Below are 20,983 nucleotides of genomic sequence, written 5' to 3'. Positions count from 1 at the left end.
TGCACGGCAAAGCAGCCTTTCTTCAAAAATTCGTTTGGTGGGGCGTGAGTGACTCGAACACTCGACCTACGGATTAAGAGTCCGCTGCTCTACCAACTGAGCTAACGCCCCAACGAGACCGAGATATTATCGGCTCTTCCGCATGGGGTCAACCCTTAATGATGAAATTCCGCAAAAAAGGTCTCACGCGAGCAGCGGGACGAGTTCGAATGCCAGCACGGCAAGCACTGCCCCCACCACGACCAGCAGCGAACGCCAACACATTCGCACGGCTCCCTTGCACGGCATCGCGCCGACGACAATCGCTCCGAACACTGCAATCGCAAACATCACGACGAGTTGCGCATTGGAAAGGTGGGGCATGACCATGGTCCATCTCCCGGTCGATATCACGCGGCGTAAGACGCGATTCGAGTATAGAAAATGGCTCGCCCCAAGCAAAGCGGCGCGGCAACCGGGATTTCCCCAGTGGCCGCGCCGCGTGCGATGCGTTTGGACTTGCGCTACCGCGTGCTTATCAGCACGTTGCCGCGCGAGTGAGCATTAGTCCGGCAGGTCGAGAATCAGGACGATCGTCCATGCATCTTCGCCTTCGTGGTGATACTGGCGCTCCACCACAACGAACGGCTGCTTTTTGTCGCCCTGACCGAGAAACAGCACGTCGCCTTCGGCCGGCATGCATTCGATCGGCGGCAGCGCGATGGGCGTGTCCTTCTTGATGATCCGCTCGGCCTTTTTCGCTGCGCGTTCGGTCCACTCGATATCGAATTCGATTTGACTCACCGGATGATCCTGTCTATGCAAATTGAAACGGCAGCATGGTAGCACGCAGTGCACGTGCCGCTACGAAAAAAGCCCGCTCCCTGGGCGAGGGGCGGGCAGAAAGTCCCATGCGTGCCACGCAATAGCGCAGGACGCACGGCGACAGGAGATGCGCCCGAAGGCATCGTCGGCGCCTGCCCCGGCCAGAGGGGAAGAGGACTGGCCGGATGTGCTTGACGATGCCCCGGAAAGACGCGGGCGCGCGCCTGTCGACGGACCCTACGGCACCGATACCGGGGTGATATCGATGTGACGTAAAGAGGTGACGCAGCGCAAGCCGGAGATGCCGTCCGACTTGCGTGCGTCGTGTTGCGTTGTCGCGATACAGCTGAGGGGGCGACAACGCAACGAGGGCCGGAGGTCGTACGCCTGCGGACTTTCGCAGGCGGCCGACGCATGTGAGTGACGAAGGGGAAGTGCGCATTGCCCTGCGCTAACTGCACCACCCACGCCACGAGTGTAGAGGCCGGGCGACGGGGGAGAAACCGCAATTGAGCAAATGAACCCCTCCGCTTGACGCAACAATGCGGAAGACGTTCTGGTTATCGCGTCGCGATGGCGACCGCTGCGCCAGCCATCACCGTGCCGGTGGCCCGGTTCAGCCGACGCACGGCACGGGCGGAACTGAGCAGGCGGCGCGCACGCGCGGCCAGCAGGATGTAACTGCCAAACACGATCGTGAGCACCGAGAGCGTCACGCCCACGACTTCGAAATAGCCGAGTGCGGTGATGCGTTGCAGGTCGAGCAAGTTGGGCAGCAGCGCGAAATAAAACACGACGACTTTCGGGTTGCCCAGCGTGACCGACAAGCCGCCGAGGAACAGCCGCCACGACTTCTCGCGCGGGGCATTCGCCATCGGCTCGGCCGGTGCCACAGCGGGGGCGTGCCACATCTTCCACGCCAGATAGAACAGATAGGCAGCGCCCGCGTACTTGATCGCCAGAAACACGCCCGAGAACGTATGGGCCAACGCCGCCACACCAAGCACCGCCAGCGTGAGCCACACGACGTCGCCGATCGCGACACCTGCCGAGAACGCTACGGCACCTTGCATGCCGCGTCCGAGCACGCGCGCCACGATGGCTGCGATGCCGGGGCCGGGCGTTCCCGCGCCCACGAACAGCGCGAGTGCGAAAGTCAGCAGATGGGTCCAGTCCATGGGGGATGTCTCCTTGCGGCGATGCGTCGTTGTTGTGCTTGCGTTGTTCGATCGGTTGTTCGGGTTACGTACCCGCGTAACCCGATGGCTTCATTTGAGCGGGAACGCTCCGAATTGGTGAATCGGTGAATCAATGATTCGGTGCTTTGATGACTTGGCGCAGTGATCTTACGCGCCGAGCCACGGCAGCCCGCGGAAGCACCAGCCGCTCACATGTTTGCGATGACCTGCGCTGTCCTTGTCCCCTTCAAAGCCTTCGAGGATGTCGAACGATTGCGCGTAACCGGCTTCATAGGCCACTTTTGCGGCCGCCTTCGAGCGCGCGGCGCTGCGGCACAGGAATAGCAGCGGCGTGTCCTTGCTGGCGGCCTGCGACGCCAGTTGCTCCAGAAACTGCTCGTTGGGCACACCGCCGGGGTAGCGCACCCATTCCACATTGACGTATTGGCCGTCGGGCACCTGCGGGCGGCCCACCCAGTCGAGCTCCGCGCGCGTGCGCACGTCGATCAGACGCACCGCCGGATCGGCTTGCAGCAGCGCCAGCGCTTCTTCCGGGGTCACGGCGCCAGAGTAGGCAAGTTGGCCGGCGGCGCGGCGTTGGGCGGCTTGTTCGAGAATGGCTTTCGCGCTTGTCATATTGCTGTGATCTCGTTGGTCGAAGGTTGACTCTCATTCTAGCGTGCACTTTACGTCACATACATAGCCGATCGTGCGCGCTTCAGAGGATGACCACGTGTACAGACGGTGCATTCGGATGCACAATTTCGGGTCGGTGCAAATCGGCGAGTGGCACCTAAAAGGTGCATAATTCGCCAATGCACCAACATGGGGTTATTTTGGTGCGACCTGCACCAAAACGGCACCAAGAGGGAGAATCGCCGCCCGGGAACGGGAATTCTTCCGCCGGCAATCGCTCAATTTATTATTTCCTTAGAAATCAGAGGGAGATAGGGCGAAATCCGGACGGAAACCGCCATGCGGCGAGCGCAGTATCAGTGGCTGGCACGCTTCGTGCTAATCACTGGTGAATCCGAACACGGAGTTCGTTAAGAGGGTGCGGCGACGCTGGTGACTAGCGCCGGCAGCGCCAGTATTGAATCTTTCGGGAGATAGCATGAGCAAATCAGTGGCAGATGTGTTGAACCTGGTGAAGGAAGAAGATGTCAAGTTCGTCGACTTCCGCTTTACCGACACGCGCGGCAAAGAACAACACGTCTCGGTGCCGGTGTCGCACTTCGACGCCGACAAGTTCGAGAGCGGTCACGCTTTCGACGGTTCGTCGATCGCCGGCTGGAAGGGTATCGAAGCCTCGGACATGCTGCTGGTGCCGGACGCCAACACCGCCTACATCGACCCGTTCTATGAAGAAAGCACGCTGGTGCTGACTTGCGACGTGGTTGAGCCGGCTGACGGCAAGGGCTACGACCGCGACCCGCGCTCGATCGCCAAGCGCGCCGAAGCGTACCTGAAGAGCACGGGCCTGGGCGACACCGCCTTCTTCGGTCCGGAGCCGGAATTCTTCATTTTCGACTCGGTCCAGTGGGGCACCGACATGTCGGGCACGTTCGTGCGCATCGGCTCGGAAGAAGCACCGTGGTCGTCGTCGAAGGACTTCGAAGGCGGCAACACCGGCCACCGTCCGGGCACGAAGGGCGGCTACTTCCCGGTCGCACCGGTCGACACGTTCCAAGATATGCGCTCGGAAATGTGCCTGTTGCTCGAACAACTGGGCGTGCCGGTTGAAGTGCACCACCACGAAGTCGCCGGTCAAGGCCAGAACGAAATCGGTACCCGTTTCTCGACGCTGGTGCAACGCGCCGACTGGACGCAGATCCTGAAGTACGTGGTGCAGAACGTTGCCCACAGCTACGGCAAGACGGCCACGTTCATGCCGAAGCCGATCGTTGGCGACAACGGTTCGGGCATGCACATCCACCAGTCGATCTGGAAGGATGGTCAGAACCTGTTCGCCGGTAACGGCTACGGCGGTCTGTCGGAATTCGCGCTGTACTACATCGGCGGCATCATCAAGCACGCCCGTGCCCTGAACGCGATCACGAACCCGTCGACCAACTCGTACAAGCGTCTGGTCCCGCACTTCGAAGCCCCGGTCAAGCTGGCCTACTCGGCCCGTAACCGTTCGGCATCGATCCGCATTCCGTACGTTGCCAACCCGAAGGGCCGCCGCATCGAAGCGCGCTTCCCGGACCCGATGGCCAACCCGTACCTGGCCTTCTCGGCCATGCTGATGGCCGGTCTGGATGGCGTGCAGAACAAGATCCACCCGGGCGAAGCTGCGGACAAGAACCTGTACGACCTGCCGCCGGAAGAGGATGCAAAGATCCCGACCGTGTGCTCGAGCCTCGAACAGGCGCTGGAGTACCTGAACGAAGACCGCGAGTTCCTGACCCGTGGCGGCGTGTTCACGGACGGCATGCTGGATTCGTACATCGCACTCAAGAGCGACGAAGCCCGTCGTATCGCGATGACCACGCACCCGCTCGAGTTCGAGATGTACTACTCGCTGTAATCGAAGCGCTGCGCAGGGAATGCGCCGGCATGACGGAACGCCAGCGGCCGACCGTCATGCTTGCAAGCCAGAGGGGGATGGCCGCGGCCGTCCCCCTTTTTTATCCCTGCGTGTCGTGACCGGCACTGCCAGTCACCAGGTTATCCACCATGAATTTATCGCCTCGATCCTTGATGAAAAGTGTGCGTGCCGGTGCCCGGCCGAAGGGCGAGACGCAAGCGGCAATGGTATCTGCCGATGTGGCAGCCGAGCCGTTGCTTGCGCAGAGTGACGATCCGTCGGCTGTGAAGCTCGCGGCGACCGGCATTTTGCCGGGCCTCGAAGCGTTGCCGACCGTGCTGCTGGTGCTCGAAAAGCACACGCTGCGCGTGGTGTTCGCGAACCCGGCGGCCGAAGCGTTGCTGGCGCTCTCGCGCCGCTCGCTGTCGCAGATGACGTGGAGCGACGTGTTCACCAACGGCGACGTGCTGGCGTCGACCATGGTCGAGCTGATCGCCAATCACTTTCAGACCACGCGCCTCGATTTGGTGCTTGAACGCACCGCGCAGGAGCCTTTGCACACGCACGCGATCGTGGCCGCCCCCGAGGCGGCGCCCGATTTCGTGATCGTCGAGCTGATCGAGAACGAACAGAAGATCAAGAACGAGCGCGAAGAACGCATCATCGATCAGGCGTTGATGAACAAGCAGCTCATCCGCAATCTGGCGCACGAGATCAAGAATCCGCTCGGCGGCATTCGCGGGGCGGCGCAGTTGCTGGAGTTCGAGCTGGATCAGCGTGAATTGCGTGAGTACACGCAGGTCATCATCAAGGAGTCCGACCGGCTGCAAACGCTGGTCGACCGGCTGCTCGAGCCGCATCGCCATCCGTACATCGCCACCGACGTGAACATCCACGAAGTGTGCGAGCGCGTGCGCTCGGTGGTGCTGGCCGAATTCCCGCAGGGGCTGTCGATCGAGCGCGATTACGACGTGAGCCTGCCGGACTTTCGCGGCGACAAGGAGCAGCTGATTCAAGCGCTTCTGAACATTGTGCGCAACGGGGCCGAGGCGTTGCGCGAGCAGATTGCACGTGGCGACGCACGCATCGTTTTACGCACGCGCGTGGCAAGAAAGATCACGATTGCCAAACGTTTGCACAAGCTGGCATTGGAATTGCATGTCATCGACAACGGGCCTGGTATTCCCGCTGACATTCGTGACCGCATCTTCTATCCGCTCGTCTCCGGGCGCGAAGGGGGAAGCGGTCTGGGACTCACACTGGCGCAGTCTTTCGTACAGCGTCACGACGGTCTGATCGAATGCGAAAGCCGGCCCGGACGGACGGATTTCCGAATCCTGCTGCCCCTGGGCTGATGCGGCCCTCACGCCGTCGGCCGTACACCTGCGGCCGGGCATAGACGTTACACGGTGAACAATGAAGCCGATCTGGATAGTAGACGACGACCAATCGATTCGATGGGTGCTTGAGAAGGCGCTGACACGCGCCAACTTGCCGGTGCGCAGCTTTACAGGCCCGCGCGAAGCCAGTGCTGCCCTCGAACACGACTCGCCGCAAGTGCTGGTCTCGGACATCCGCATGGCGGGCGGTTCCGGGCTCGAGCTTTTGCAAATGGCGAAACAACGCCACCCCGGCCTGCCGGTCATCATCATGACGGCGTTCTCGGATCTCGACAGCGCGGTTGCCGCGTTTCAGGGCGGGGCGTTTGAATACCTCGCCAAGCCGTTCGACGTGGATCGTGCGGTCGAACTGATTCTGCGGGCCGTGGAAGAAAGCCTGCGCGAAGCGACCGACGACGAGCGCATCACCGAAGAGCCCGAGATTCTTGGGCAGGCGAGCGCGATGCAGGACGTGTTCCGCGCCATCGGCCGCTTGTCGCATTCGAGCGCGACGGTGCTCATCACGGGCGAATCGGGCTCGGGCAAGGAACTCGTTGCCCGCGCGTTGCACCGGCATTCGCCACGCGCTGCGGGGCCATTCATCGCGCTCAATACGGCAGCGATTCCGAAAGATCTTCTGGAATCCGAGCTGTTCGGTCACGAGCGTGGCGCGTTCACCGGCGCACAAGCCACCCGGCGCGGGCGCTTCGAACAGGCCGAGAACGGCACGCTGTTTCTCGACGAAATCGGCGACATGCCGCTCGATCTGCAAACGCGCCTGCTGCGTGTGCTCTCGGACGGCAACTATTACCGCGTGGGCGGGCACAGCCCGATCAAGGCCAACGTGCGCGTGATCGCGGCGACTCACCAGAATCTGGAAGATCGTGTGCGGCAGGGCCTGTTCCGCGAGGATCTGTACCACCGCCTCAACGTCATTCGCTTGCGTCTGCCGTCACTGCGTGAGCGCAACGAAGACATTCCGCTGCTGGTGCGTCACTTCCTGCAAAAGAGTGCGCGCGATCTCGGCGTCGAGACCAAGCGCATCAGCGAGGGCGCGCTCAATCACCTGACGCGCTTCCCGTTCCCGGGCAACGTGCGCCAGTTGGAGAACCTGAGTAACTGGCTCACGGTGATGGCGCCGGCACAGACCGTCGAAATCAAGGATCTGCCGCCGGAATTCCAGACGTTGGCACCAACATCCATCACGGGCTCGGGTGCGCCCGCGCCGGCCTATGCGGCAGCGGTGGCGGCGCCTGCAAACGCTGCGGTCAGCACGCCGGTCGGTGGCGTGGCGGGTGCAGCGGGTGCGGGCTACGCAGGCGCAAACGGCATGTCCGGTGGTGCGGGTGCCGCTGTCGCGCAGAACGGCGTGAACGGTGCGCCTGCAACGGGCGACGCGACCGGAGCGGATAGCTGGGAACCGATTCTGCGTCGCGAGGTAGCGAGGTTGCTGCGCTCGGCGTCGCCGGATGTCATGGACCAGTTGACGCGCCGCTTCGAGACCGCTCTGATCAACGAGGCGCTCGACTTCACGCGAGGTCGGAAGGTCGAGGCGGCAAGCCGTCTGGGCATCGGCCGCAACACCATTACCCGGAAAATTCAGGAGTTGGGGCTGGAAACCTGAAGGTAATCGCGGTAGGCTCCCCTGTTTCACCGATCTGATCCGAGACAAGGGAGTCGTACCATGACGAGACGTATCCTGCTGACAGGCGCCACCGGACAAGTGGGCTGGGAATTGGCGCGTTGCCTGCAAGGCATGGGCGATGTCTACGCACCTGCGCGTAGCGAGATGGACCTGCTCGACACTGACAGTGTCGTGCGTACTATTCGCGACTTCGCTCCCGACATGATCGTCAATCCGGCCGCCTATACGGCCGTCGATCGGGCCGAAACGGAAGAGGCGGCGGCGTATCAGGTCAATGCCGTGGTGCCCGGCGTCATGGCCGAGCAGGCCAAGCGCCTCGGCGCACTCGTCGTTCACTATTCCACCGACTACGTTTTCGATGGCACGTCCAGCGTGCCGTATCGCGAAGAAGAACCCACCAATCCGCAGAACGCCTATGGCCGCACCAAGCTGGCTGGCGAAGCCGCCATTGCGGCGAGCGGTGCGAATCACCTCGTACTGCGGACGAGCTGGGTGTATGGCAACCGTGGGGCCAACTTTCTGCTGACCGTGCAACGGCTGGCGCGCGAACGCGATGAACTGCGTATCGTGGCCGATCAGCACGGTGCCCCGACCTGGTGTCGCACGATTGCAGAACTGACGGCACAGACGCTGGCGCAAGGGACCAACGAGCAGGGCTTCGATGCCGACTTCTGGCGTGAGCGCAGCGGCGTCTATCACCTGACGGCGGCGGGCCAGACAACGTGGCACGGTTTCACCGAGGCCATTCTCGATCTGAGCGCTGCGGAAAAGCGTCCGAATGTTGTGCCGATTCCCACTTCTGCGTATCCGCTGCCGGCCAAGCGCCCGGCGTATTCGGTACTCGACAATGACAAGCTCGCCCGCACGTTTGGCGTACGCGCGCCCGATTGGCGCGACGCGCTGACACTCTGCCTCGGCTGATGCTGAAGCGCGGGTAGCGCGCCCGACGTCGATGGTACGGGCAGCACCGGACAGCCCTGCGTAATACCGGGCGGCACAACGGGTTTCGACTCGGTGCCGCCCGATTTTTTTGTGGCGTTCGCGGCGGCAGTTCGCGTTTCTTTTGGATGGTATCGGACGCTGTCACGCGAAGGATGCCCCTCACGTGTCGGTGTACTAATTCGGAATTTACCCAACGCGCTGGTCCGGTTTCCTTCGGCACCATTGTCGCTTTTTGTTCGCGTCACGCATGAGCGTGCGCGACGAGGAGCCACACATGGTCCTGTTCTCAAACGCATCCGCCCCCACACAGCGTTACCCGAGTGTCCGCCCGTCCGAGCGCATGTCGGCAGAGGACGCGCTGTCCTATCACGATCTTGAGCAACTTAGTGCGGCACCGCCCGAGGCGCTGCGTCGGTTGATTCTGTGTGCCGGGAAAGACGAACGTCGCGCGATCGGGCAGCAAGTGGCGTGGCTGGTGCATGTCCTTGAACAAGATGCCGGGACGTTGACGCGGCACGCTGTCTCGGATCGCTCGGATCGACACACCGAACCCGGCTCGACGTGCGGGGCATCGCCGAGTGCACTGCCCTTTGACGAGCGGGCGCTGACGCGGGCATGGCGCTTGCGGTTCGCGCATCTGGCACCGGACGGTAACGTTGCCGGGGCGCTGCGTGCACTGGTCCAGTGGTGTCGCGAGGCTCAGGTTCAGACGCCGCCATCGGTGACTCACGCCACCGCAGCGGCGGCGGCAACCCGGCCAACGCAGTGGCACTGGGTGGCGCTCACAGACGCCGACGGATTCGACGTGTCGCATTGCCGTCACTCGCCGGTGCGCGAGTGGCCGGCCGGGGTGCTGGGCGTTGCGCTGACGCTGACCGACCTGCGCAATGCCGACTTGCCCGACCTCTCGGTGCCGATGGCCGACTTGCGTGGCGTGCAGGCCTCCGGGGCCCGGCTGAGTCACGGTTGCTTCGACGGCGTGCAGTGGGGCGGTGCATCGCTCAACGGGGCAAAGCTCGACGGCACGCGCAATGTAGGGGCCGATTTCGAGGGCGCCGATTTGCGCAATGCCACCTTCCGGGCAGCAGACCTGAGCAGCGGGCGGTTGTCGAAAGTCCGCGCGCAAGGCGCCGATTTCCGCTTCGCGGCGATGGCGGGGGCGGACTTCAGCGATGCCGATTGCGATGCGGTGGTGTTTGCACACAACCGTCTCGACGATGCGTCATTGCAGCGCACCCGGCTGCGGCGCGCGAGTTTCTTCGACTGCGGTGCCACCGGCATGCGCTTGACGGGCGCGAGCGCAGCGAAGTCTCAATGGGGCGAAGTGACGATGGCGGGAGGCTGCGTGGCGGGGGCAGATTTGCGTCGCGCAGTGTTCCGGCACTGCGAACTCACCGGCTTGAATGCGCGGGAAGCGAAACTCGATGGCGTGTCGTTCTTCGCTTGTGATTTGCGAGAGGCGCATTTCGGCGGGGCATGTCTGAACGATCTTCGCATCGGCCCCGGTTGTCAGTTGGGAGGCACGCAGTGGCAAGGGGCGCAGATACGGCTCGACGCTGACTGGTTGCGTGCGCGCTCGACAAGCGAGCTGGGTGAGGTCGTGCAATCGTGGATGACGCTGCCATTCGACCAGCCGGCCTTGCGCGCCGATGTCTTCGGGCAGGTACTGCGTGCGCTGGCCGGCCGCTCGGGCGCGATACCGTCGTGGCTCGGCGAGGCTTCACCGTCATTACCTGCGTTGGCGCGCCTGCGCACCGATGTACAACAAAGTGAATGGTTGGGGCGGCTGCTGGCTGCCGAGCCCGCGCTTGGGGGTGTGGGCAAGCTCGATGGTTTTGCACACTTGCGAGCGCAATGGCTCATGCGGGCTATCGGTGACCTGTCGGCGACACCGCTGACCCGGGTGCAGGCGGCATGGGTGTTGCCCGCAGTGCTTCAGGCGCTGCTTGAGCATTGTCTGACGCATTCGCCTGACGCTGTCTGGCCGCTCGCCGGCGCAGTTTGCCAGACGCTGTACTGGGCTGAGGCCGGCGTTGCGGGGATCGCCGATGCGCACGCGCAAGCGTTGCGTAAGGCTTGGCACGATGCGCTGCCGGCGCATCTGCATAGCGCGTTGTCCGTCGATGGCACGGATGCGTTCGGCCCCAAGAATTACGTGCTCATCAGTGCCGATGGCCGCGTGGGAATGCGTGTGCCGAAGCACTTGCTGGCGGTTGGGCTCGAGGGCGATGCCCGTGATGGCGAACCGTCGGTGCCGACGGCGTCGAATGCTACGGACGCGATAGCATCTGAACCTGCGGCGCGGCGCCCTTCGACTGGCTGGCATTGGCTCGGCGTTCGCGTGGCGACATGCGAGCACGGTGCGGACGGCATGACTGACACGGGCAGTGTGGACGGCTCTTATGCCCCGGGCGATATGTCGCAGCTTCACGCGCTGATTCGCGACTTTGGTTGTCTTCGCGGCATCTGGCCGACGGAGCGTAAGTTAGAGGCCTTCGTCCGCTTGCTCGGCCGGTGGCTTGGCGACGCGGGCGGCGATGCCGCGAATGCTGTTCTCCATAGTGACACCGTGCCGGGAGACCCGCTGCCGTTGGTGGCGATGTTGACGTCGGATCGCGTCGATGCGCTGGTCGGGACCGCCGCACAGCCGGACAGTGAGCGGCTGCGGCGCCTCGCGCATCTCGATATCGACGATGTATTCCGGACGGTGGTGTTGACGGCTCAGGAGACCGAGGTGGCCGGCACCGCCTCCCGGCAGGCCGTGCAGGCGACGCAGCGCACGCGATTGCTGGCGATCGCAGCGGGGCTGACGTGGCTGGCTGTGCAGCCTGAATATCGGGCGGTACGAGGCCACAGCGCAGGCACGCACGAGCGCCCCGAAAGCATGGGTATGGCGACGCTGCCTGAACAGGCGCCTGCCTTGCTCCCGTCCGACTTGCTCAAACATTACGCGGTGGCGGCGTTCAACGACGCTATGAGCAACGAGCGGGCATGGCGCGAACTGCCACAGAGCCGGATCTTGCGCACCTATCTGGCTGACCCTGCCTGCGATGCTGAAACTTTGGCGGGGGCATTGGCCGGCTGGCTGGCAAGCCCCACGATACAAGGCACCGCGGGGCTCACCGGGTTTCTTGCGCAGACGCTGCCGTGGTTCTGGGTGGCCCGGCTACCGCTCACACCGGCCGACGCGTCGGCCTTGTCGGGCGTTTCGCCGGCGGCGGACGGGCACGGAATGACGGCAATTTCCCCCGATAATGCGCTGTAAGGATCGGGGCGCTTTCGTGGTACAAAGATGAACGCGCAAGGCGCTGCCCGTCAGGGCGGCGCTTCCGGCCGGCCGGAGGCGCGAAGTTTGTGTAGGTTGGCGACATTTGTGGGGTGTTGGCCACGGATGACGGTGCAAAGAGGGTCGCCCAAGACGTGGCCCCGGGCGCCGGAATGCGGGGAAGGTCAATGCCTTGTTCCCAGGCTCTCAAGGGGTTTGTAACCCTCTCAGGCATCATGCAATCGACTTGTATCGCGTCAGGCTATCCGGGGTTCGTGGCGGTCAATCGCCGCGAGCTTGACGCACATGTTCCACTCTCCTGGCCTTTGTTCGACGCCGACGGTACGCCATTGCTGGCGGCCGGCGAGCGTTTGCCCTCAGAGGCCGATCTCGATTGGCTGTTCACCATGTTCGCGCCGCACCGGCCGCTGCCCGAAGGGGCCAGCACGGGCGAAGCAGCAGGGCGCAGCGAGGCGGCCAATTCGGCATCGCCGCTCGACACGGCCACCGCCAGCGCCTCGACGGTGTATCTGCACGGCTTGCCCGTGCCGTTACCGATCGGCGCCTGGTTGCAGGTGCGCGTGGCACCCGATGCCGAAACCATGCGGGTGCGCGCGCGGTTGATCGGCCGGGCGCCGAACGGCATGCTCATCATCACGCCACCGGCGGCAGGCGACACGCGGCTGCCCGTGGTGGCCGGCGACAAGCTTGCCCTCTGGACGTTTCCCGGCGACAACCTTTACGAATTCACGTGCGACGTGCACAGCGTGCACCACGGGCCGTTCGATTACGTGGTGCTCTCGCGTCCGTCGCAGGTCCGTGAGACGCCCGTGCGGCGCACGCCGCGTGTCGATACGCGGCTGGTGGCGCGACTGTCGCCGCTCGACGAAAGCTCGCGTGCGTCGTTCACACGCATGCTGGCCGACCCGGAGGACACCCCGGAGTGGCTGGTGCTCGTGCGCGACATCAGCGCTGACGGGGCGGGCATTGTCGCCAAAACGGCGCTGCCCGACGGATGCACGCACGTGGCCATGCAGTTCCGTGTGCCGATCGGTGCGGACGTCGTGCCGATTCTCGGCATGGCGGCCGTGCGAGGCACGGAAGGGCCGCGTGCCGACGGGACGTGGGTTTATGGGCTGGAGTTCATGCAGATGGATACGCGCAACAAGGCTGCGATTCGCTGCTACGTCTATGAGTCGCGTCTGACCGATCCGCGCGCGAGTCAGTAGATTGAGATCCTTGCGGCGCTCGGGTGAAGCGAGCGTCGGCAGGCCAATAAAAAACGGCACCGTATTTCGGTGCCGTTTTTGTTTGTCGCGCAGGCGGTGGCTGTTCGCGATGCTTCCGCCGATGCTGCCGCGCCCGACATGCTGGCCGTAACGCTCAGTCCTTGAACGTCGCCACCACCGGCGTGTGATCGGACGGCTGCTCCCACGTGCGCGGTTCGCGATCGATTTCGCAGCCGGTACAGCGCTCCGCCATGGCGGCGGTCACGAGGATGTGGTCGATGCGCAGGCCCGCATTGCGGCGAAACGCGCCCATGCGGTAGTCCCACCAGCTGAACGACTTCTCCGGCTGATCGAACATCCGGAAGGTGTCGCGCAGACCGAGCCCTTGCAGGCGCGCGAAGGCCTGACGTTCTTGCGGCGAGACGAGGTTCTGACCTTCCCACTTGGCCGGGTCATGCACGTCGCGGTCTTCCGGGGCGATGTTGTAGTCGCCGAGCAGGGCGAGTTGCGGATGACGCTCGAGCTCGTCAGAGAGCCAATGCGTGAGGGCGTCGAGCCAATTGAGCTTGTACTCGAACTTGTCGGAGCCGACGGCCTGACCGTTCGGGAAGTAGCCGCAGACCACGCGCACGCCACCAACGGTGGCCGCGATCAGGCGGCGTTGTTCGTCGGCAAAATTCGGCAGGTTCATCACGATGTCGGTGGCTTCACCGACTTTGGCGTGATTCACCAGCAGCGCGACGCCGTTATACGTCTTCTGACCGGTGAAGTGCGAGGTGTAGCCGAGCGACGCAATTTCCGCGATCGGAAAATTCTCATCGGTGAGCTTGAGCTCTTGCAGGCAGAGCACGTCGACGGGATTGCTGCGCAGCCAATCCTGCACATGACCGACACGGACCTTGAGCGAGTTGACGTTCCAGGTGGCGAGTTGCATGAATGTCCTTGGGGGTTGTCGGTGGCTTGAAGCGGCTTGAGGCGAACTTAAGCCTTGGTATCCGGGGCGGGCTTAGTGGTGCGCTGCGCGTTTTGCGCCTCCGCAGCGGGCAGTTGCGGCACCGACACGAAGTCGTCCAGCGTCAGCCCTTTCTCCCCCAGCAGCGCTTCGAGCACGGGCTGCAAACGGCCGAGGCTTTCTTGCACTGCCTCGCGCACGGTGTCGACCACGACCTGCGTGCTGCGCTCGATTTCGATATTCACGCGGGTGCCGTCGAGCTTGTCTTCGAACGTGGTCATGCGGCGCGTTTCCGGAATCAGCCACACTTCGAACCAGCCTTCCTGCCGGTTGACTTCCGAGACCGTGAGGCTCGCGCCGTTGATCGCGATGTAACCCTTCGCGAACACGTACTTGCGAAACGCTTCCGGAATCGCGATGCGCAGCACACGATTCGTGTCCGAGGTGCGCACGCTCAGAATATCGGTCGAGAAGTCGATATGGCCCGAAAGCGGATGGCCGCCGATTTCGGCGCCGTCTTTGGCGGCACGCTCCACATTGACTTGCGCGCCCACGCCGAAGCTGCCGAGCGTGGTGACGTTCAGACTTTGCAGAATGACGTCGAACGATGCGGCGGTGGGGGAGAGCAGTTGCGTGACGGTCAGGCACACGCCGTCGACCGAGACACTGGCGCCCAGCGTGAGGTCTTCGCAAAAGCCCTCGGGAAACGCCAGCGCCAGCGTGCGCATGCCGTCGCGATCTTCGATGGACGACAACGTGGCCGTGCCTTGAACAATTCCGGTGAACATCGTGATGTCGGTAAGAGAGTCGTAGGTTGCTATGCCGCAGTATTCTACTGCCTGACGACGATATGCCGCCCGTCGTGCTACGATGCCGCCTTTTTGCGGGATCGGATATGGGTTTCGAAGGCTGCCTGCTGGCGGGCGATTTTTACTACTGGGCGGAAACCGCGCCCATGCCTGATGGGCAGTTTCAGGGAGTGGTGCACTTTACCGGCTGGCGCGACGTGGACGACGTGATCGAAACGCTCGACCCGCCGCTCGTGCACACGACACCCGATACCTGCCGCTGGGCAGGCGATGCGCTCGAAGCCGCCCATGCATTGGCAAAAACGCTCGTAGAAGACGGCGCGCTCGGCATCGATCCCTGAGCGACCACCGCTACGCTGTACCGGCCTCCGAAGCGGAGGTCACAAGGACATCATCATGACGCTCAAAAAATTCGACCTCGCCAAGCAACAAGGCCTGAAGATCAACGCCGGCGTTCGCCGCGGCCCGCCCTCGGGCAATGGCGTGGGCGCGCAAGGCAAGCGCAACCCCGCTGGCAGCAAGCTGCTCGGCTCGCTGCTGGGCAAGGCCCCGGCACCGGCTGAAGCCGACGCGGGCAAGCACGACGCGGGTGGCGATACGGGCGCGGCAACGCCCGCCAAGGGAACGTCGAAGTCCTGATTTAGTCCCTTACGGCACGATCGCGAGGAACAGGAACGCCGCGAACAGCACAAGGTGAACCGCGCCTTGCAGCACCGTAGTGCGTCCCGTGCCAAGCGAGATCACGCTCACCAGCAACGTGACTGCCAGCAGTACCGTCTCTTTGGGTGCCAGACCCAGTTCGATCGGGATGTGGAGGAACAGGGAGACGGCCGCCACCGTAGGAATGGTCAGGCCGATACTGGCGAGTGCCGAGCCGAGTGCCAGATTCAGGCTCGTCTGGAGCTTGTTGGCACGTGCGGCACGCAGCGCGGCCAGCCCTTCCGGCAGCAGCACCAGCGCAGCAATCACAATCCCCACCACCGCTTTCGGCGCCCCTGCTTCGGCCACCGCTTGCTCCACCGCCGGCGACAGCTTCTTCGCCAACGCGACGACGGCGAGCAACGCGATCACCAGCAAGCCAAGACTCAGCACGGCAGTGCGGCGCGAGGGCGGCGGCACGTGCACTTCTTCACTGGGCGCCTTCGCGAGAAAGTAGTCGCGATGGCTCACCGTCTGCACGAACACGAACACCATGTACAGCACCAGCGCAATCACGCCTTCGAAGGCCAGTTGCGAGGACGTGAGCCCCGGTCCAAGCACTGAGCTGGTGTAGTTCGGCAGCACCAGCGTAAGCACCGAGAGGGCACACAGCACAGCGAGAGCAGCGCTCGCGCCTTCCACGTGGAAGCCTTGCGTGTGATGGCGCACGCCGCCGAACAGCAGGCACAGCCCCACAATCCCCGTCGACACGATCATGATCGCCGCGAACACCGTGTCGCGGGCGAGGCCGGCTTTGTCCGGGCCGCCCGAGAGCATGACCGAGACGATCAGTGCCACTTCGATGATGGTCACGGCCACGGCGAGGACCAGCGTGCCGAACGGCTCGCCGACCTTGTGGGCGACGGTTTCGGCGTGGTGCACGGCGGAGAACACAGCCCCGGCGAGCGCGACGGCACATACCGTGAGCGAGACACCGTAGGGCAGGACACCGGCAATGCCCCACGCGACGAGGGCCACGATCGGCATGTACATGGTCCAGTGACCCAGCTTGGCGGTCTTTGAGGAGGACATCGTCGGAGACTCCAGAATTCGGGGGGATTCGAGGGATAAAGCGGATGCAGCGGATACGGCGGGAGCATTGCCCCGGCAGGAACCCCGGGGCAGCGAATCATGGTCGCAGAAAAGCGACACCCAGACAACAGAAAGGGCGCAATGGCGAGGAGCCATCGGCCAAAACATCATTTGGCTCGAAACGCGCATGGCCAAACGATTTGCAGCCATCCATGCATTTGACTCGGAGTGCGGAATCGGCAAGAAATTCCATAGGATGAAACATTGAGCTCAATGAGTTGACATCCGATCGGTATCAGTCGTATCGTCGTGTTCATTGGTCTTACCACTGAACGACGGGCATTCCGCCATCGCCGCATTTGGCGCGGCCTCGTCCAGTTCACTTCACGATCTGGCTGCCATGTCCTTCGATCCCATCGTGCAGGTCTCCGTCTCGGAGCAAGTCGCCCAGCGGCTGCTCACGATGATTCGTACCGGGCTGCTCAAGCCCGGTCAGCAACTCCCCCCTGAACGCGATCTTGCTGCAATGCTCGGCGTGGGCCGGCCCGCCGTGCGTGAAGCGATTCGCGGATTGGCGTTGCTGGGTCTGCTGCGCATCCGGCAGGGCGAGGGGACGTTTGTCGGCACGCTTCAGACGCGCGAACTGCTCGAACCGCTGGAGATGGTCATCGAGCTGAACGCGGGCACGCTCGAGGCGCTGTTCGATGCCCGTCTGGTCATCGAGCCCGGCGTCGCGGCGCTGGCAGCCAGCCAAATGAGCGATGCCCACCTCGCACGGCTGCATGCGCTTGTCGAGGACGAGCAGTCGCTGCTTGGCAACCCCGAGACCTTCTCGGCGGCCGATATGGCGTTTCACGAGACGATCATCGACGCGTGCGATAACCCTTTTCTGCAAAGCATCGCCAACAGTCTGTATCTGCTTGGCAAGAAGAGCCGGCGCGTCACGTCGCAAGTGGCGGGTGTGCTGGAGCGCAGCTTGCAGGATCACCGCGACATCATTGCCGCCTTGCAGGCGCGCGATCCGGCGCAGGCCGCCGAGGCGATGCGCCGGCATTTGTGCCGCGTACGAGAGGCCTACATCGGCAGCACAGCGCCTTCCGAGCCAACCCGGAACACCGAGCACACCGAGCATTCCGAACATTCCGAACATTCCCAGAATCAAGGAGACACCGATGGCAGGCCGACTGGCGGGTAAGACCGCCTTGATTACCGCCGCCGCACAGGGCATCGGACGCGCCAGCGTCGAAGCGTACTTGCGCGAGGGCGCCCGCGTGATCGCGACCGATCTGAATGCGCAAGGACTGCGCACACTCGACGATCACCCGAACCTCGTGCGTCGCCCGCTCGACGTGACCGATACCGCCGCCGTCGCGGCGCTGGCCGACGAAATCGGCCCGGTCGACGTGCTGTTCAACTGCGCGGGCTTCGTGCACCACGGCTCGATTCTCGAGTGCGACGACGCGGCATGGGACTTCTCGTTCGACCTGAACGTGAAGAGCATGTACCGCACCACGCGGGCCTTTCTGCCGGCCATGCTGGCTGCCGGGCGCGGTTCGATCATCAACATGTCGTCGGCGGCGTCGAGTGTGAAGGGCGTCGCCAATCGATGTGCCTATGGCGCGACCAAGGCGGCGGTGATCGGGCTGACGAAGTCCATCGCGGCCGACTATGTGGCGCGCGGCATTCGCTGCAATGCCATTTGTCCGGGCACCGTCGAGTCGCCGTCGCTGCGTCAGCGCATTGCGACGCAGGCCGATGCGGCGGGTACGGACGAAGCGGCGGTGCGCGCGCAGTTTGTGGCGCGTCAGCCGATGGGGCGCGTTGGCTCGCCTGACGAAATTGCGGCGCTTGCCGTGTATCTGGGTTCCGACGATGCGGCCTTCACGACCGGGGCCATTCACGTGATCGACGGCGGCTGGTCGAACTGATCCACCGCTACCACTGCTCCAATTGGGAGAACTGCTTTGAAATTGCTGCGTTACGGCCCCAAGGGCCAGGAAAAGCCGGGCCTGCTCGATGCTGCCGGCAAAGTGCGCGATCTGTCGAACGTGCTCACCGATATCACCGCCGAAACGCTGAGCCCGGAAGGGCTGGCGGCGCTGCGTGCGCTCGACGTCGATGCGCTGCCGATCGTGGCCGCGCCGGGGCGTCTGGGGGTGCCGTTCACCGGACTCGGCAAGTTTCTTGCCGTGGGCCTCAACTACAGCGACCACGCGGCCGAAGCGGGGTTGGCCGCGCCGTCCGAGCCGGTGCTCTTCACCAAGTGGGACAACTGCCTGAACGGGCCGAACGATCCCGTGGTGCTGCCGAAAGACTCGGTCAAGGGCGACTGGGAAGTCGAACTCGGCTTTGTGATCGGCACGACGGCGCGCTACGTGCCGCTTGAGAAGGCGCTGGACTACGTGGCGGGCTACTGCATCGTGAACGACGTCTCCGAGCGCGAGTACCAGATCGAGCGCGGCGGTACGTGGGATAAGGGCAAGGGCTTCGATACCTTCGGCCCGGTCGGTCCGTGGCTGGTGACGACTGACGAGATCCGCGACCCGCAGCAACTCGGCATGTGGCTCGACGTGAACGGTGTGCGCCGTCAGACCGGCCACACGTCGACGATGATTTTCAACGTCGCGTTTCTCGTGCACTACATGAGCCAGTTTGCGACGCTCAAACCGGGCGATCTGATCACCACCGGTACGCCGCCGGGCGTGGGCATGGGGCAGAAGCCGCCGGTGTACCTGAAAGCGGGCGACGTGATGCGTCTGGGGATCGAAGGGCTGGGCGAGCAGGAGCAGCACGTCCACGCTTACGACACGCGCTGGCTTGACTGACGATCTGAGGATTTGAGGATTTCATTATGGAAGACCTGAAAGGCAAATTCGTGCTGATCACGGGCGCGAGCACCGGCATCGGGGCCGCCGCGGCGACAGCGTTTGCGGCGCAAGGCGCCAATGTGGCCGTGCACTACAACCGTTCGCAGGAGAAGGCCGAGGCGGTGGCTGAGGCCGTGCGCGCCTATGGCGTGAAGGCCATGACCGTGGCCGCCGATGTGGCCGACACCGGCGCCATCGATGCCGCCGTGGCGCATGTGCTCGACGGCTTCGGGCGTATCGACGTGCTCATCAACAACGCGGGCAGTCTCGTCAAACGCACGCCTTTTACCGAAGTCACCGACGCGTTTTTCGAAGACGTGCTTAACGTCAACGCGCGCTCGGTCGTGGCGTTTTCACGTGCGGTGGTGCCGGCGATGCGCAAGCAGGGCGGCGGGGCCATTGTCAACGTGACGTCGATTGCTGCGCGGCATGGCGGCGGCCCCGGGGCGCTGATCTATGCGGCGGCGAAGGGGTTCGTGAGTACGCTCACGCGTGGCATGGCAAAGGAGTTGATGCCTGACCGCATTCGCGTGAACGCTGTCTCGCCGGGCGTGATCATGACGCCGTTCCACGAGCAGTTCAGCACCGAAGCGCAGATCGAGGCGTTCCGTCAAAGCATTCCGATGGGGCGCCTTGGCGTGCCGGACGAGTGCTCGGGCGCGTTCCTCTACCTCGCGTCGGAGACACTGGCGAGCTATGTGACGGGCCAGATCATCGAGGTCAACGGTGGACAGTTGATGCTGTGAGTCGAGGTGCCCGCAAGGCGCCGATTCCGAGTGGGCACCCGGAAAATTCCGGGCCATCGATGCCGTAGTGCCGAAAGCAACCCGCCACGCGATGCGTGGCGTGTGCTTTCCCGGTAAATGCTGGCACACTTGCGTCAATTCAATGACTTTGTCTGCGGCGCGAAAGCGCTCAGGGCGCAACGATCGAGGGGCCAATGGAACGATGTCCATGGAGCGAGGGCTTCGAGCAGTACCGTCAGTATCACGATGAGGAATGGGGCGTGCCGCTGCGCGATTCGCGTGCGTTGTTCGAGTTGCTGATGCTTGAAGGGGCGCAGGCGGGATTGTCGTGGTCGACGATTCTCAAGAAGCGCGACAACTATCGCAAGGCGTTCGACGGCTTCGATCCGGTGCGCATTGCCGCCTACGGTCCGCAGGACGAAGCGCGACTGATGGCCGACGCGGGCATCGTGCGCAACCGCCTGAAGGTGAACGGCGTGATCAAGGGTGCGCGGGCTTATCTGGCCATGGAGGCCTCAGGTACTCGATTCTCCGATTTCGTCTGGCAGTTCGTCGGCGGTGAGCCATTGCAGAATCGTTGGGAGGCACTGGGTGAGGTGCCCGCGAGCACGGCAGTGTCCGATGCGATGAGCAAGGCGCTCAAGAAGGCGGGCTTCACCTTCGTCGGCTCGACCATCTGCTATTCGTTCATGCAGGCGGCGGGCATGATCAACGACCATTTGGTGGCATGCCCGCGTCACAAGGCCGTCAAGGCGCTGGCGAAGGGTGGCGCCAAGGCGGCAAAGCGCGCCTGAGCGCGGGGCGTTGCAGGATGTTTTTGAGGTGTTTGCGAGGTGTTTGCGAAGCGTCCGATGGGTTTTAGTGCGACGCGATTGAGGGCGCTGAGGGTGCGGAGAGGGCGCTGGG

General features: G+C 63.7%; 20 protein-coding genes and 1 tRNA gene. 13 read left to right on the top strand and 8 right to left on the bottom strand.

Annotation, left to right across the window (positions count from 1 at the left end; genetic code table 11):
- Positions 1–35 precede the first annotated feature (35 nt).
- The 5 genes from CDV46_RS01105 to CDV46_RS01085 form a co-directional block, all read right to left on the bottom strand.
- Positions 36–111 (bottom strand) — tRNA-Lys (locus tag CDV46_RS01105).
- 72 nt (positions 112–183) lie between these two features.
- On the bottom strand, positions 184–369 hold the full coding sequence (locus CDV46_RS01100; RefSeq protein ID WP_058379189.1) for a hypothetical protein: 186 nt from the start codon (positions 367–369) through the stop codon (positions 184–186).
- 174 nt (positions 370–543) lie between these two features.
- Positions 544–783 (bottom strand): hypothetical protein, encoded by a 240-nt coding sequence (locus CDV46_RS01095; RefSeq protein WP_058379188.1) that lies wholly within the window; start codon positions 781–783, stop codon positions 544–546.
- A 581-nt stretch (positions 784–1,364) separates the two neighbouring features.
- The gene (locus tag CDV46_RS01090) at positions 1,365–1,982 is read right to left on the bottom strand and encodes a LysE family translocator (RefSeq protein ID WP_087721542.1); all 618 of its coding nucleotides are present in this window, start codon (positions 1,980–1,982) and stop codon (positions 1,365–1,367) included.
- 168 nt (positions 1,983–2,150) lie between these two features.
- Entirely contained in the window at positions 2,151–2,618 is a 468-nt protein-coding gene (locus tag CDV46_RS01085; RefSeq protein WP_087688909.1) for a rhodanese-like domain-containing protein, read from the bottom strand.
- Between the two features lie 478 nt (positions 2,619–3,096).
- On the opposite strand from CDV46_RS01085, the gene glnA reads away from it, so the two are divergent.
- The 6 genes from glnA to CDV46_RS01055 all read left to right on the top strand — a co-directional run bounded on the left by glnA (position 3,097) and on the right by CDV46_RS01055 (position 12,972).
- Positions 3,097–4,512 carry a type I glutamate--ammonia ligase gene (gene glnA / locus CDV46_RS01080; protein WP_058379185.1) on the top strand — a complete coding sequence of 472 codons (1,416 nt, stop codon included), beginning with the start codon at positions 3,097–3,099 and terminating at the stop codon, positions 4,510–4,512.
- A 224-nt stretch (positions 4,513–4,736) separates the two neighbouring features.
- Positions 4,737–5,867, top strand: coding sequence for a nitrogen regulation protein NR(II) (gene glnL, locus CDV46_RS01075; RefSeq protein WP_087688908.1), 1,131 nt, complete (start codon positions 4,737–4,739; stop codon positions 5,865–5,867).
- Positions 5,868–5,928: 61 nt separating this feature from the next.
- Positions 5,929–7,515 carry a nitrogen regulation protein NR(I) gene (gene ntrC, locus CDV46_RS01070; protein WP_087721540.1) on the top strand — a complete coding sequence of 529 codons (1,587 nt, stop codon included), beginning with the start codon at positions 5,929–5,931 and terminating at the stop codon, positions 7,513–7,515.
- A gap of 60 nt (positions 7,516–7,575) precedes the next feature.
- A complete protein-coding gene (gene rfbD / locus CDV46_RS01065; RefSeq protein ID WP_087688906.1) occupies positions 7,576–8,457 on the top strand; it encodes a dTDP-4-dehydrorhamnose reductase in 882 nt (293 codons plus the stop codon).
- Between the two features lie 295 nt (positions 8,458–8,752).
- Positions 8,753–11,743: a pentapeptide repeat-containing protein gene (locus CDV46_RS01060; RefSeq protein WP_176398976.1), complete on the top strand. Its 2,991-nt coding sequence runs from the start codon at positions 8,753–8,755 to the stop codon at positions 11,741–11,743.
- A gap of 236 nt (positions 11,744–11,979) precedes the next feature.
- A complete protein-coding gene (locus tag CDV46_RS01055; RefSeq protein WP_140413265.1) occupies positions 11,980–12,972 on the top strand; it encodes a flagellar brake protein in 993 nt (330 codons plus the stop codon).
- Positions 12,973–13,126: 154 nt separating this feature from the next.
- Here CDV46_RS01055 and xth read toward each other — a convergent pair whose 3' ends face one another.
- Together xth and CDV46_RS01045 are read right to left on the bottom strand one after the other, a co-directional pair.
- Positions 13,127–13,906, bottom strand: coding sequence for an exodeoxyribonuclease III (gene xth, locus CDV46_RS01050; protein ID WP_087688902.1), 780 nt, complete (start codon positions 13,904–13,906; stop codon positions 13,127–13,129).
- Positions 13,907–13,953: 47 nt separating this feature from the next.
- On the bottom strand, positions 13,954–14,712 hold the full coding sequence (locus tag CDV46_RS01045) for a riboflavin synthase subunit alpha (RefSeq protein WP_087721536.1): 759 nt from the start codon (positions 14,710–14,712) through the stop codon (positions 13,954–13,956).
- A gap of 107 nt (positions 14,713–14,819) precedes the next feature.
- Here CDV46_RS01045 and CDV46_RS01040 point away from each other — a divergent pair, with 107 nt between their 5' ends.
- The gene (locus CDV46_RS01040) at positions 14,820–15,074 is read left to right on the top strand and encodes a hypothetical protein (RefSeq protein WP_087688900.1); all 255 of its coding nucleotides are present in this window, start codon (positions 14,820–14,822) and stop codon (positions 15,072–15,074) included.
- 55 nt (positions 15,075–15,129) lie between these two features.
- Positions 15,130–15,372: a hypothetical protein gene (locus CDV46_RS01035; RefSeq protein WP_087688899.1), complete on the top strand. Its 243-nt coding sequence runs from the start codon at positions 15,130–15,132 to the stop codon at positions 15,370–15,372.
- A 9-nt stretch (positions 15,373–15,381) separates the two neighbouring features.
- Here CDV46_RS01035 and CDV46_RS01030 read toward each other — a convergent pair whose 3' ends face one another.
- On the bottom strand, positions 15,382–16,464 hold the full coding sequence (locus tag CDV46_RS01030; protein WP_087721534.1) for a calcium:proton antiporter: 1,083 nt from the start codon (positions 16,462–16,464) through the stop codon (positions 15,382–15,384).
- A gap of 400 nt (positions 16,465–16,864) precedes the next feature.
- On the opposite strand from CDV46_RS01030, the gene CDV46_RS01025 reads away from it, so the two are divergent.
- From CDV46_RS01025 to CDV46_RS01005, 5 genes are all read left to right on the top strand, one after another.
- On the top strand, positions 16,865–17,659 hold the full coding sequence (locus CDV46_RS01025) for a FadR/GntR family transcriptional regulator (protein WP_087721533.1): 795 nt from the start codon (positions 16,865–16,867) through the stop codon (positions 17,657–17,659).
- Complete coding sequence (locus CDV46_RS01020) at positions 17,637–18,392, top strand: SDR family oxidoreductase (RefSeq protein ID WP_087688896.1); 756 nt, start codon at positions 17,637–17,639, stop codon at positions 18,390–18,392. Before CDV46_RS01025 ends, CDV46_RS01020 begins: the two co-directional genes overlap by 23 nt.
- 36 nt (positions 18,393–18,428) lie before the next feature.
- Positions 18,429–19,289 carry a fumarylacetoacetate hydrolase family protein gene (locus tag CDV46_RS01015; RefSeq protein ID WP_087721531.1) on the top strand — a complete coding sequence of 287 codons (861 nt, stop codon included), beginning with the start codon at positions 18,429–18,431 and terminating at the stop codon, positions 19,287–19,289.
- A 26-nt stretch (positions 19,290–19,315) separates the two neighbouring features.
- The gene (locus tag CDV46_RS01010; protein ID WP_087688894.1) at positions 19,316–20,077 is read left to right on the top strand and encodes an SDR family NAD(P)-dependent oxidoreductase; all 762 of its coding nucleotides are present in this window, start codon (positions 19,316–19,318) and stop codon (positions 20,075–20,077) included.
- A 194-nt stretch (positions 20,078–20,271) separates the two neighbouring features.
- Positions 20,272–20,871: a DNA-3-methyladenine glycosylase I gene (locus CDV46_RS01005; protein ID WP_087688893.1), complete on the top strand. Its 600-nt coding sequence runs from the start codon at positions 20,272–20,274 to the stop codon at positions 20,869–20,871.
- The last annotated feature ends 112 nt before the right edge of the window (positions 20,872–20,983 follow it).

Source organism: Pandoraea sp. PE-S2T-3 (genome assembly GCF_002179965.1).
Classification (GTDB): Bacteria; Pseudomonadota; Gammaproteobacteria; order Burkholderiales; family Burkholderiaceae; genus Pandoraea.
This window is presented reverse-complemented; position numbering and strand designations above follow the sequence as displayed.